Here is a 12396-nt window from a genome sequence, read left to right as displayed (position 1 = left end):
CAACAGGGAAAATGCTCTCGAACACCGCAGGCAAAAGCTATCTCTCGAAGACGGCAACCGTCTCCAGATGAAATGTCTGGGGGAACATATCCACGAGATACAGCTCAGCTAACGTGTAGCCGGATTGTAGCAGTCCGGCTGCATCACGCGAGAAGGTTGCGGGATCGCAGGAGACGTAGACGATACGTGGCGACTGTAATGCCGCGAGCCGCTCAACCACCTCGGTTCCCAGACCGGCACGGGGCGGATCGACAACCACCAAATCTGGCGCCTGCAGTTTGCCGCGGCGCAGAAATTCTGCCGTCGTGGCGCGAAGGGCACGATGAGGCGCAGTCACCAGCGATGAAAGCTCGCGAAAGCTGGCCTCACCGATCTCTACCGCTGTCACCTGCGCGAAGTGCTGCATCAAGGCGGCCGTGAAAAGACCTGCGCCGGCGTAGAGATCCCACGCGTGCTGTCCGCTGCGCTGCGCAGTTACCAGCGAGACCATGGTATCGATAAGGAAGCGGTTTACCTGGAAGAAGCCGCCTGCCTGGACACGATAGCTCTGACCTGCCGCGGTGTATGGCAGAAACGGCTCGCCCCACTGTGCTGCAACATGGCCTTCCACGGACTCATCCGGTTGGCCGCGATGTCCGCGCTGATCACGGTCGGCCTGCACCACACTGGCGCCGATGAGCTGCGGCATCTTCGATTGCAACGCTTCGCATAGCCGGGACAGGCGCGGTGATGCAACAGGCTTTGCCGCAAGCAGGGTGAGTTGCAGTTTGCTTTCGGATGTATCCGTAAACAGCTCTACTTCGGCAATGCCTTCCAACGGGAGTTCCATCAGTGCCTGGGCTGCCTGCCACAACAGGGGCGCGGCGATAGGGCACTCTGCAATCGGGAGAAAGACATGCGATCCGCGGCGGTTATAGCCGAGACGGTTGTTCTCACAGCGCAGGCGAACACGGTTGCGATAGTGCCACGGTTCGGCGGCATGTACAGCGATCTCCGGAAGCTGACGCACGCCTGCGCGCTCCAGCGTCTCGCGCAGGATGCCGCTCTTCATGGCGAGCTGCGTCTCGTAGACAGCGTGCTGATACTGGCATCCGCCGCATACACCGAAGTGGCGGCATAGCGCAGCAACGCGTTCCGGCGCGGGCTCGATCACTGCGAGCAGCTCCGCTTCGGCAAAGCCTTTCTTCGATGCGCGCACGCCTGCATCCACCACTTCGCCGGGAAGAGCGAAGGGGACGAAGACGGCTTTGCCCGCCTGCTCGCCTTCGGTCATGCGGGCGAGACCGTTGCCGCCATAGATGGCCTTCTCGATGCGCAGCTTCATAGGTCGTGAGTCATGTAGAAGAGCGAAAGACGTGGAAGATTACGCGCCTCCAGCATGCGTTTCTGCAGGAACTGCTGCTCCACCTGACGAATCTGCATGGCCTGCATGCGGCTGCGATACGGCGCAAGCTCTCGTGCCGCCTGTTCGCGCAGCGCGGTCAACTCCGCCTCAGGCGCAGCTGTCATTAGACCGGCAAAGAGCTTCTCTTCCAACACAGTCAGCGTGCGGTCCAATTGCTCCATATTCCCGCCAGCCGTTGCCCGCATCTCCGCGGCCAGCGCATGGAGACGTGTTGCCACTTCGGCAGCTACCGCATCGGCAGGCGCAGCCAGCTTCGCACCGGCAAGAATGCCGGCATTCGACTCCAGGTAGCGCGCGACAGACTCGCCCTCGAAGCCGGAGTCCTGGTCTTCTTGTGGTTGTTTGGAGGCGCCGGTCGCGGCTTCCTTCATCTCCTCGGTTGCTTCCATCACGGCCTGCGCGCACCACGCCAGACCGTTCACCTTCCGCACACCGCGAGGCGCTCGCCGCTGGCGCTCATCGTACTTATCGAATGCCTGATCGATGCCGCGCAGCACGGCTTCCAGCGGGATGCCGGCATCGCGCCAGGTCTCAATCAAAGCCCAGTCCAGCGTGGAGAGCATGAGAAGCGATCCGCGCCGCTGCTGAAAACGCTGCTCAATCTCAGTGAAGTAGTTGAAATAATTCAGCACAGCTACGCCTGCAACACCTTTGCAGCTTCGCCCTGCCGGCGGCGCCGCTCCTGGTTGCGGTCGTAGATGATGCGGAGACCTTCAAGGGTAAGCAACTCGTCGACCGTATCGAGATAGCGCGAACCGGGCGCGATCAGCTTGCCGAGACCGCCGGTCACAATTGTCTTCACCGGGGCGGCGAGTTCAGTAATCATCCGCTCCAGGATGCCATCCACGAGGCCGATGTAGCCGTAGTACAGACCGATCTGAATGTTGTCGGTCGTATTGGTGCCGATGATCTTGGAGGGCTTACGGATCTCAACCCGCGACAGACGCGCCGCCAGATTGAAGAGCGCATCGGCAGAGATACCCAGCCCCGGAGCGATAGCTCCACCGAGAAACTCACCCTTGGCCGAGACGACATCGAAGGTTGTGGCCGTGCCCATGTCCACCACGATGCAGGGACCGCCATAGCGCTCAAAGGCCGCGACACAGTTCACAATGCGGTCGGCGCCGACCTCGGTAGGATGATCGACCAGGACGGCGAGACCTGTTCGAATACCCGGCTCTACGAAGAGCGGCCGGATTTTGAATAACGTCTCCGAGACACGGCGCAACACGTGGTCGACGGGCGGGACGACGGAGGAGATAGCGATTCCGGTTACATCTTCAATCTTTAGACTGCGCAGCTCGAAGAGCTCTCGCAGAAGAACACTCATCTCGTCGACGGTGCGGTGGTGAATGGTGGTAACACGCCAGTCGGCGACAAGCTTTGACGGCTGGCCGGCCTCAGGGCGGTCATACACGCCCAGCATGATGTTGGTGTTTCCTACGTCGAGTGCCAGTAGCATTGCACGCTCTCTTAGCCTCTTTCCCTTCGGTCATTCGCAAGGACGCACACCGCCGGAGCGGACCGTGCGCATACCATCACGGGTATTAACCAGCAGAAACCCCTGAGGGTTCAACCCGCACGTCACCCCAGTATAGCCCTCGTCTTCGGCCACGCTCACCTGCTTATTCCGCACCCAGGAGGAAGCTGCGGTGAACCGCTCCAGCACGTCCTCACCCGCCGCTAATACCTTCAGCTCCGCCTCCAGGGCGCGCAACAGAGCGGTTAGAAGAACCTCGCGACTGTGGGGATGCCCGGTCTCCTGGTGCAGCGAAGTCGCAGTCTGGGAAAGCGGCTCAGGAAAGCTCTCGTGATTCACGTTCAGACCAATGCCGATGATTGCGTATCGCATCGCGTCGCCTGCAAAAGCCGACTCTACGAGGATGCCGGCGCACTTCTTCCCATGCAGTAAAACGTCATTGGGCCAGCGGATATCGGCCGCCAGCGCGGTCGTCYGTTCGATGGCCGCTTTCACCGCCATGCCCGCAATCAGCGATAGCCACAGCGCCCGGTCACTGCTCAGCGAGGGACGCACCAGAACGCTGACATAGATGCCGTCCTGCGGGCGCGAGTGCCACTGGTGCCCGCTGCGTCCCCGGCCCGCCGTCTGTTCCCCCGCCAGGTAGACACTGCCATGGGGAGCTCCCCGCTGCGCCTGCGCCAGGGCATAGGTATTGGTCGAGTCGATCGTGGGGAAGTACGCGACCTGGTCCGCAAAGATGGTTCCGCGAAGTTCAGCCTGCAATGCGGCCAGGCCGTACATCAGTACACGTCCGCGGTGATCTTCATGCTGAAATCGACGGCAACGGCGGAGTGCGTCAGCGCGCCGACACTGATGAAATCCACACCGGTCTTGGCATAGCTGCCGATGGTCTTCAGGTTCATGTTGCCGCTGGCCTCAATCGAGACGCCCGGAGCCCGCTTGCGGATTACCTTAACCGCCTTGGCGACCTCGGCGGGGGTCATGTTGTCCAGCAACAATGCCTCCGCCCCGCCCAGCAGTGCCTGGTCCAGCTCCGTAAAGGTGCGAACCTCGACCTGTATCTTCTGGCCGCCGCGACGGTCTTCCAGAGCCTTCTTCAACACCGTGGGGATGCCGCCGCCCAGTGAGATGTGATTGTTCTTGATGAGGACTCCGTCGTGCAGATCCTGCCGATGGTTGGTGCCGCCGCCGCAAGCCACGGCATACTTCTCCAGCAGGCGCATCCCGGGGAGTGTCTTGCGCGTATCCAGCACCTTGACCTTCGTTCCCTGCACCTCGCGCACGTACTGTGCGGTAAGAGTCGCAATTCCGCTCATGCGCTGCATCAGGTTCAGAATCACGCGCTCGCAGGAGAGGATAGACGCGGCGTTGTGGCGGATGACCGCCAGCGCCTGCCCCTTCTTCACCCGCACGCCATCAAAAATCTCCGGGTGGCTGATGACCTCGAAACGCCCGACGGGCTTCTTGCTGAGCCGGGCAAAGATCTCAAGGAATGCGGGAATACACCCCAATCCGGAGACGACACTATCTTCTTTTGCCAGGATCGACGCGGAGGCTCGCAGCGAAGGATCAATCGTCAGCCGGGTGGTCTCATCTTCGGTCGCACGGTCTTCTACCAGCGCGGCTTCCAGCAGGGCAGTCACGCGCTTGCTCTTCCAGTCCATGCGCTTCATTCTACGGCGTTTCTGGTGCCTGCCGAAGACTTGCATATTTCTTCCGGAACCGGGCATCCACCTGCCGGGTGGCCCCATCTCAACACGGATCAAAAGGGGGTGACAGACGATGGTCGAGGCACTCCATCACGAACCCGTCGGATTCACCAACCGCACACGCGGCCTTTCCGGCGAATATGCACATGAACAGGGCTGGCAATTGTTCGAAGACGAACGCCGCATCCCAGCTATTGGCCCCCCCGGCGTGGAAGAGAAATATCCCGGTCACGAGTATGATTGGGGCGCTCCATCCCCACCCGGTGACAAGGCTGCCAGGTCACCGGAAATTGGAGACGAGAGCGAGACAGAAGCAGCGTGATCGCTGCATGGCATAAACCGCGGAAAGGAGAAGAGGATGAGCAATAGGCAATCGACTCCACTCAAACAACACGGGGACATCAAGGAACCCGTGCACAACCGAGGCCACGACCGCAGCTACGCCGCCCATACTAGTGCCGACGGCATGCAACACATGAAACCGCAGGAGGTTTCCGGCAATAACTCCGGTAGCCATGGCAACAGTCTGCGCCAGCCACCTGCAATGCAAAGCCGTAGCGGCAAACAGCATCGCTAGATCTCAGCAAAACACGAAGGCCCGCAACAGAGGTGCGGGCCTTCGTTATATCTGCATATCTGCCACGTGTATCAGCCGGTATTTCTCAGACCTGCTGAGATACCGTTGATGGTCGCCGTGATGGCGCGATTCAGGTCTTCTGTCTCTCCCTCATCGCGCTTACGCCGCATCAGCTCCACCTGGATCAGGCTCATTGGATCGACATACGGATTGCGTAGACGCACCGACCGCGCAAGCACCGGGTTGGTGGCAAGCAACTCTGTCTGTCCTGTTACAGCCAGCACCATCTTCTTTGTGCGCTCGAACTCAGCGAGCAGCTTCGACCAGACGCGCTCACGCAGCTCTTCATCCTTCACCAGGCCGGCATACATACGTGCGATGCCGAAGTCGCTCTTCACCAGCGCCATCTCCACGTTGCGGATCATGTCGATGAAGAGCGGGAACTCGCGCATCATCTGCTGCAGCAGGGCCAGAGCCTCCGGTCCTTTGGCGGCGAAGATCTCCAGCGCATGACCGACGCCGAACCACGCGGGCACGAGGTGACGGCTCTGCATCCATCCGAAGACCCAGGGAATGGCGCGCAGGTCAGCAAAATTGCGCTTGCCGCTGCGGCGCGCAGGCCGGGAACCGATCTTGGCATGCTCCAGCTCAACCACCGGCGTGGCCTGCTCAAAGTAGGTAAAGACTTCGGGGTCTTCGACGATGCTGGAGCGGTAGAAACCATAGGAGGTCTCGCTCAGATCGTTCAGCGCCCCTTCCCACTCCGGCGTAAGCAGACCGGTCAGGCAAGCATCGCACTGCAGCTTGGCGTCGGGACGCGCCAGGGCATCAAGCGAGGCGGCCAGCATCAGCTCCAGGTTGCGCTCGGCGAGCACCACATCGGAGTACTTCCAGTTCATCACCTCACCCTGTTCGGTGATGCGGAACTGACCGTTGAATCCATCGAAGGGCTGCGCATAGATGGCGCGGTGCGTCGGTCCGCCGCCGCGGCCGACAGTTCCTCCACGGCCATGGAACAACCGCAGCTTCACGCCACACTCGCGAGCCACATGGTGCAGCGCGCGATGCGCCTTGTAGATCTCCCAGGTCGAGGTGATCATGCCTCCGTCTTTGTTCGAGTCGGAGTAGCCGAGCATGATCTCCTGTTCCCAGTTCCAGCTCTCGAGCAGCGGCTTGTAGGCCTCGCTGGTCCAGACATCGCGGCAGATACGCGGAGCGTTGCGCAGATCTTCAATCGACTCGAAGAGCGGCACCGGCTTAAGGCCTGGGTCGCCTTCACGGCCTTCCACGGTAACGCCACCCATACGAGCCAGCCATATGACGCGGAGCATGTCTTCTTTTTCGGTAGCTCCGCTGATGACGTACTGGCGAATGGCTCGCGGCGACTTCCGCTTGATCTCGGCAACGGCGCGCACGGTATCGATCAGCTCCAGCGTCTGCGCTGAGAGCTGCTTCGGCAGTGCACCTTCGTTCACGCTCTGCACGTCGCCAAGCTCCGCAACCGCGGTAGCATGAACGCGGGCATGCTGGCGGATGTCGAGCGTGTGCAGATGCAGGCCATAGGTGCGCACCTCCAGCAGCAGCGGATCGAGCAGCAGTTCCGCGAGGCGGTTGCCGCGATTCTCCATCAGGCTGGTGCGCAACACGCACAGGTCATGCTGAAACTCATCGGCGCTGGCATAGTGCGGCAAGGTAGGCAGGCCGGAGAAGGGCACACTACTGCGCGGCGAAGCGCCGAGACGGATCATGATGCAGATCACCAGCAGACGCACCGGCTCATGCGCGAAGCGCTGCTCCAACGTCTCGTGCTCGGTGCCGTGGAACTGTTTGACATAACCGGCCACCAGCTTCGACAGCTCCTTCGAGATCGGCGCCTGCCTGGTGCTGGCGCCGAGCTGTTCAAACAGGCTCTGGAGCCGCGTGCCGTAGTGCTTCAGCAGGAGATTCGATGCCATCGTAATGGCTTCGCGCGTGACATCGGGCGTGACGTAAGGATTACCGTCGCGGTCGCCGCCGATCCAGGAGCCGTAGTCCACAACGATCGGCAGGTCGGCAGGCGCTGGCTTCAGGCCGTATTCGGCAGCCAGTGCTGCGGAGATCTCTCCATAGAGCCGGGGCAGCGTGGCGAAGAGCGAGGCCTCGTAGTAATCCAGGCCGATGCGGATCTCGTCACGAACCGAAGGACGTTCGGTGCGTACATCGTTGGTCTGCCATAGAGCCGTGATCTCAGCCATCAGCTCGCGCTCCAGGGCCTCAAGGCGCTCAGGAGCGGTGGGAATACGGTCCAGCCGCCAGAGGATATAGCTGATGCGGCGCTGTTTGAACATCACCAGGCGGCGCGCCACCTCGGTGGGATGCGCGGTGAAGACCGGTGTCACGCGCAACTGGCTCAAAAAGTCGTAAGCCTGCTCGGCGGTGTAGCCTACCTGTTTCATGCGGCGTAACGTACCGCGGAGCGATCCGCGCTGCTGGATCGCCGCGGGATTCAGCTCGTGCGCCACACGGCGGCGCTTGCGGTGATTCGTCTCCGCCAGATTGATGAGCTCGAAGTAGAAGGCAAACGCACGCGCCAGCTGATAGGCCTGTTTCTCATCCAGGCTGTGAATGCTGAGGATGGTCTGCTGCAGATTGCTGTTCGCCCGGGCGGCATCGCCCTTTGCATCCGCGTCGCGGCGCTCAATGGCGGAGAGGCGCAGCGTCTCCACCAGTTGGAACAGCTCATCGCCGACCTGTTCGCGAAGGACATCGCCCAGCAGCTTGCCCAGCGAACGCACATCGCGCCGTAACGGCGCCTCTTTCAGATCGCCCGTCTGTGCCTCTAATTCGGCCAGACGTTCGCTCCAGTTCTTCGGTTGCCACAACGAAGCCATACTTATGCCTGTGATTCAAGGGTGAGCGAGAGCTCTTCCCATTCTTGCATGAGCGACTGTAGTTGATCGCGGAGCTGCGCCAGCAGCTCGGTCTGCCGCTGCGTCTCATCCGCGGAGACGAAGTTGCAGAGGGCCTGTTCGGTGGTCGCTATCGCCGATTCGGTGCGCGGAATCTCTTCTTCAAGGGAGCCCAGACGGTCTTCCAGTTGACGCAGTTTGATGGGGTTCAGGCGTTTCAAGGTAGATGAACTTTGTGTAGAAGACGATGCCGCGGTCTGGGCGAGCTCGGGAGACTGTGCCTCAGAACCCACCCTAGCGTTGCGAGGGTGGGGCACCCTCGGGGAAGAGTCGGTGTTGGCAAGAGAGTCTACCGGAGCAATTGCTCTCTCCTTGCTGCGCAGGTAATCCTCATAATTTCCCGGATAGACGTGGACGTGGCCGCCTTCTACCTCGAAGACCTTCGTCGCCAGGCCGTCGATGAAGTAGCGATCGTGCGAGACGAAGACCACGGTTCCGGTGAAGTTGCGGATAGCCTCCAGCAGCACATCCTTGGCGCGCAGGTCGAGATGGTTCGTGGGCTCATCCATCAGCAGGAAGTTGGCGGGCGAAACCAGCATCTTGGCCAGAGCATAGCGATTGCGCTCGCCGCCGGAGAGCACTCCAAGCTGTTTGAAGACGTCGTCCCCGGAGAAGAGGAAGCAGCCCAGCAGCCCGCGCAGCTCGACCTCAGGCACCTTTGGCGCAGCAGACGAGATATCGTCCAGCATCTTTGCCTGCGGATCGAGCACCTTGTACTGGTCCTGCGCGAAGTAGTCGGCTGCCACGTTGTGGCCCAGCTTGATCTCACCGGAGGTGGGCGGTTCAAGCTGCGAGAGCAGGCGGATCAGCGTCGATTTGCCGGCTCCATTTGCTCCTACCAGGGCGATACGGTCGCCGCGGTCGATGGTAAAGCTTACGTTCTCCAGAACCTGTTTGGGGCCGTAGGACTTATCGATCCCCTTCGCTTCAAGAACGGTACGTCCGCTGGCCGGCGGCTGCGGGAAGGTGAAGTGGATGGTGGACTCCTCTTCGGGAATCTCGATGCGCTCGATCTTTTCGAGCTCCTTGACGCGCGACTGCACCTGCTTGGCTTTGGTGGCCTGGTAGCGGAAGCGGCCGATGAAGGCCTCGAGCTGCTCAATATGGTCGCGCTGGTTCTTATATGCCGACAGAAGCTGCTGTTTGCGCTCCTGTTTCTGGGTGACGTACTTCTCATAGCCGCCGGTGTAGAAGTGCAGCCGCTTGTTCCATACCTCCGCGATCTTCTCCACGGTGACATCGAGAAAGTAGCGGTCGTGCGAGATGAGGATGAAGCCGTGCGGATAGCCCTTCAGATAGCCTTCAAGCCAGTTGCGTGATTCGAGATCCAGGTGGTTCGTAGGCTCGTCGAGCAGCAGCAGTGACGGCTTCTGCAGCAGCAGCTTGGCGAGGGCGATACGCATCTGCCAGCCGCCCGAGAACTCGCTGGTGTCGCGGCCCCAGTCTTCTTTGCTGAACCCCAGACCACCCAGAACGCTGCCTACCTGAGCATCGAGGGCATAGCCATCGTGGGCATGGAAAAGATCATTGATCTCGGAGAACCGCTCGGCGACCTCGGTGTACTCGACAGATGTGGGGTCGAACTCCGACATGGCGTGGGTGAGCTTTTCGAGCTCCTGCTCCATCTCGCGCTGGGATTGAAAGACCGTGAGGCACTCGTTGAAGACGGTGCGGCCGGTGAGATTGAGACCATCCTGCGGCAGATAGCCCAGGGTCATGCCCTTGGTGCGGTGCAAGGCCCCGTAGTCGAGGGTCTCGATGCCGGCCAGGGTCTTCAGCAGGGTGGATTTGCCGGTGCCATTGCCGCCCACCAGCCCGGTGCGTTCATGGGCGGTGATCAGCCAGTTGGCCTCGTCGAAGAGCAGTTTGGGGCCGAATCGTTTTCCGGCAGCGGCGAGTTGCAACATTACTCTTCTATTTTCGCAGGTGTGGCACCAACCTCCCTCGCTGGCAGCACATCCAGCCTATGCAGCATCTGAAAAGCCAGCACGACGCGCAAGAAAGGCCATTGCAGTGAACGACGAAGAACGCGAGCTTGCCAGCGGTTCCCCCGCCTCCGAGTCCACTCCACCTCCTCCCCGCCCCAAGCGCCGCTTTGGCTGGCTGAAATGGGTCGGTATGGCTGTGAGTCTCGGCGTGCTGGTCTTAGGCGGCGCCACATGGTGGCTTGCCCGACACGCTGAGCCCTTGATGCGCCAGCGCATCATCGACACGCTCTCCGCCCACTTCCAATCGCCGGTCGAGCTGGATGAATTCCACGTCACCGTCGCCAAAGGTCTTGGCGTCGAAGGCAAAGGCCTGCGCATCATGTATCTGACAGAGGTGAATGCGCAGGGGCAGCGGCGTGAAGAACCGATGCTGGCCATCGACGAGTTTTACTTCCGCAGCACGCTGAGCGACCTGCGTAGGTCACCAATGCATGTAAATGAAGTCCACGTCACCGGTCTACATCTCCGCAAGCCCCCCAAAGAAGACCGCAGAGTGACACCGCCGGAACCGAAGAAACCACCGAAGGAGTCGATCGTTGTCGACCGTTTCGTGGTGGACCATGCCGACCTGGTGATGGAGACGCGCAAGGAAAACAAAGTACCGCTCCAATGGGATATCGCACATGTGGTCTTAGTCGACGTCGGCGCAAGGCGCCCCTTCGACTACACCGCTACACTGGTCAATCCCAAGCCCCTGGGTAACATCGCCTCCAAAGGTCACTTCGGCCCCTGGAACATCTTCGTTCCCGGAGACACGCCACTGGACGGAACCTACGAGTTCTCCAATGCCGACCTGAGTACGACGAAAGGTATCGCCGGAATTCTCTCTTCTAAAGGCAGCTTCGGCGGAACGCTGGACGACATCGTTGCCGACGGCGAAACCGACACACCGGACTTTCGTCTGGACGTCAGTGAACATCCCGTACCTCTGCACACGAAGTTTCACGCCATCATCGACGGCACCAATGGGGATGTCCTGCTGCAGCCGGTCGAGGCATGGTTGCTGAAGAGCTACTTCGTCTGCGTCGGACACGTGATCAACAACAAAAACCCCAAAGGCAAAGACATCCGCCTTGATGTCGTAATGCCGAAGGCACGCATCGAAGACATGCTACGTTTGGGAGTCAAAACCTCACCTCCGCTGATGACCGGCGGCTTCAAGATGAAGACCAAGCTGCATATCCCTCCTGGCGATGTCGCCATAGCTAAAAAGCTCGAGCTGACCGACGGCACCTTTGAGATCCGCAACGCCCACTTCACCAGCGACAAGATTCAGGAGAAGATCGATGCCCTGAGCATGCGCGCCCAGGGCCGCCCCAAAGAAGCCAACGCGCAGGGCACCGCAACCTTCGATATCCCCAGTGACATGCGCGGGAGCTTCCAGCTCAAGAACGGCATCATCAACGTTCCCTCACTGCGCTATGACATGCCGGGAGCCCAGGTGCTGATGCTCGGCGAGTACTCAACCGACGGCAACACCTTCGACTTCGTCGGCAAGGTCCGCACCAAGGCGCGGATAAGCCAGATGGTGACGGGATGGAAGGGATGGCTGCTGAAGCCCGCTGACCCGTTCTTCAAGAAACATGGCGCGGGCGCGGAGATTCCGGTGAAGATCAACGGCACCAAGGACGAACCGCACTTCGGTACGGATTTCAAGGATGCCCGTACAAAGAACCTGGGGAAGGATTTGCCGCCACCGCAGTAACGGCTAGTTGCTGGTTGCTAGTTCCTGGTTGCTAGTTGGGCCTAGGCTCACCATGCACCGGGTGCCCCATATATGCGAAGCATATGTGGGACGTTCGAGCGCAAGCTCGAATCGCTTTGCCCTCACTCATGCGACACAGGCATCATAAGCCCTCTGCTACCTTCGTCTGTGTGCGCCCCCTGCAGCAGACAGATGTTCAGGAACTCGCGGCCCTGCTCCAGGGACTTCCGCTTAGTCACCTCTGGCAAGGCTACGGATCGGCGATCTTCGCCGAATTTGGCGACCTGCAACCAGGCCGGATTCGCCGCGATGGCACGTCAGGGAATCCTCAGGGCGCTTGGACGTTACATATGACCGAAGGCTGGAGAATCGAGGGCAAACGGCACATATGGGCTACATGGTCTGACTACCGGGGATGGGGCCGGGCCTTACGAGTCTGTGTGAGTGAGGGATCTTCTCTTTGTTGAGTGGGCCTTAGTTGCTGGATTTCTTTGTGGCGTCTGGAAGGAGTTGTTTTATCGGGTTTTCTGCGGGACATTTTCTTTGTTGTATCGGAAGGAGTTGTTTTAGCGGGGCTTCGT

10 protein-coding genes are annotated in these 12396 nt (G+C 60.4%); 3 read left to right on the top strand and 7 right to left on the bottom strand.

Translation table 11 applies throughout. The features are described 5' to 3' along the window. Positions 1 to 37 precede the first annotated feature (37 nt). The 5 genes from rlmD to nadC are packed head-to-tail and all read right to left on the bottom strand — an operon-like array spanning position 38 to position 4561. Positions 38 to 1324 carry a 23S rRNA (uracil(1939)-C(5))-methyltransferase RlmD gene (gene rlmD / locus AB4Y89_RS15540; RefSeq protein WP_442301852.1) on the bottom strand — a complete coding sequence of 429 codons (1287 nt, stop codon included), beginning with the start codon at positions 1322 to 1324 and terminating at the stop codon, positions 38 to 40. Continuing rightward, positions 1321 to 2037: a hypothetical protein gene (locus AB4Y89_RS15535; protein ID WP_442301851.1), complete on the bottom strand. Its 717-nt coding sequence runs from the start codon at positions 2035 to 2037 to the stop codon at positions 1321 to 1323. Before AB4Y89_RS15535 ends, rlmD begins: the two co-directional genes overlap by 4 nt. 2 nt (positions 2038 to 2039) lie before the next feature. Next, positions 2040 to 2867, bottom strand: coding sequence for a type III pantothenate kinase (locus tag AB4Y89_RS15530; RefSeq protein WP_442301850.1), 828 nt, complete (start codon positions 2865 to 2867; stop codon positions 2040 to 2042). A 30-nt stretch (positions 2868 to 2897) separates the two neighbouring features. Next, the gene (locus AB4Y89_RS15525) at positions 2898 to 3668 is read right to left on the bottom strand and encodes a biotin--[acetyl-CoA-carboxylase] ligase (RefSeq protein WP_442301849.1); all 771 of its coding nucleotides are present in this window, start codon (positions 3666 to 3668) and stop codon (positions 2898 to 2900) included. Continuing rightward, positions 3668 to 4561, bottom strand: coding sequence for a carboxylating nicotinate-nucleotide diphosphorylase (gene nadC / locus AB4Y89_RS15520; protein WP_442301848.1), 894 nt, complete (start codon positions 4559 to 4561; stop codon positions 3668 to 3670). Before nadC ends, AB4Y89_RS15525 begins: the two co-directional genes overlap by 1 nt. Before the next feature lie 109 nt (positions 4562 to 4670). Between nadC and AB4Y89_RS15515 the strand changes: the two genes are divergently transcribed. After that, the gene (locus tag AB4Y89_RS15515) at positions 4671 to 4919 is read left to right on the top strand and encodes a hypothetical protein (RefSeq protein ID WP_442301847.1); all 249 of its coding nucleotides are present in this window, start codon (positions 4671 to 4673) and stop codon (positions 4917 to 4919) included. Positions 4920 to 4955: 36 nt separating this feature from the next. Next, entirely contained in the window at positions 4956 to 5174 is a 219-nt protein-coding gene (locus tag AB4Y89_RS15510) for a hypothetical protein (RefSeq protein ID WP_442301846.1), read from the top strand. A gap of 71 nt (positions 5175 to 5245) precedes the next feature. Here the strand turns inward: AB4Y89_RS15510 and AB4Y89_RS15505 are convergent, their stop codons facing one another. Then, on the bottom strand, positions 5246 to 8044 hold the full coding sequence (locus tag AB4Y89_RS15505; protein ID WP_442301845.1) for a phosphoenolpyruvate carboxylase: 2799 nt from the start codon (positions 8042 to 8044) through the stop codon (positions 5246 to 5248). A 2-nt stretch (positions 8045 to 8046) separates the two neighbouring features. Then, a complete protein-coding gene (locus AB4Y89_RS15500) occupies positions 8047 to 10029 on the bottom strand; it encodes an ABC-F family ATP-binding cassette domain-containing protein (protein ID WP_442301844.1) in 1983 nt (660 codons plus the stop codon). Between the two features lie 106 nt (positions 10030 to 10135). Between AB4Y89_RS15500 and AB4Y89_RS15495 the strand changes: the two genes are divergently transcribed. After that, entirely contained in the window at positions 10136 to 11815 is a 1680-nt protein-coding gene (locus AB4Y89_RS15495) for a hypothetical protein (RefSeq protein WP_442301843.1), read from the top strand. Positions 11816 to 12396: the final 581 nt, after the last annotated feature.

This window comes from Terriglobus sp. 2YAB30_2, from assembly GCF_052114765.1.
GTDB lineage: Bacteria > Acidobacteriota > Terriglobia > Terriglobales > Acidobacteriaceae > Terriglobus.
This window is presented reverse-complemented; position numbering and strand designations above follow the sequence as displayed.

Bases quoted from the DNA above. Each gene is read 5' to 3' on its own strand.
- rlmD (WP_442301852.1), bottom strand. From the start codon at position 1,324: ATGAAGCTGCGCATCGAGAAGGCCATCTATGGCGGCAACGGTCTCGCC.
- AB4Y89_RS15530 (WP_442301850.1), bottom strand. From the start codon at position 2,867: ATGCTACTGGCACTCGACGTAGGAAACACCAACATCATGCTGGGCGTG.
- nadC (WP_442301848.1), bottom strand. From the start codon at position 4,561: ATGAAGCGCATGGACTGGAAGAGCAAGCGCGTGACTGCCCTGCTGGAA.
- AB4Y89_RS15515 (WP_442301847.1), top strand. From the start codon at position 4,671: ATGGTCGAGGCACTCCATCACGAACCCGTCGGATTCACCAACCGCACA.
- AB4Y89_RS15510 (WP_442301846.1), top strand. From the start codon at position 4,956: ATGAGCAATAGGCAATCGACTCCACTCAAACAACACGGGGACATCAAG.
- AB4Y89_RS15505 (WP_442301845.1), bottom strand. From the start codon at position 8,044: ATGGCTTCGTTGTGGCAACCGAAGAACTGGAGCGAACGTCTGGCCGAA.
- AB4Y89_RS15500 (WP_442301844.1), bottom strand. From the start codon at position 10,029: ATGTTGCAACTCGCCGCTGCCGGAAAACGATTCGGCCCCAAACTGCTC.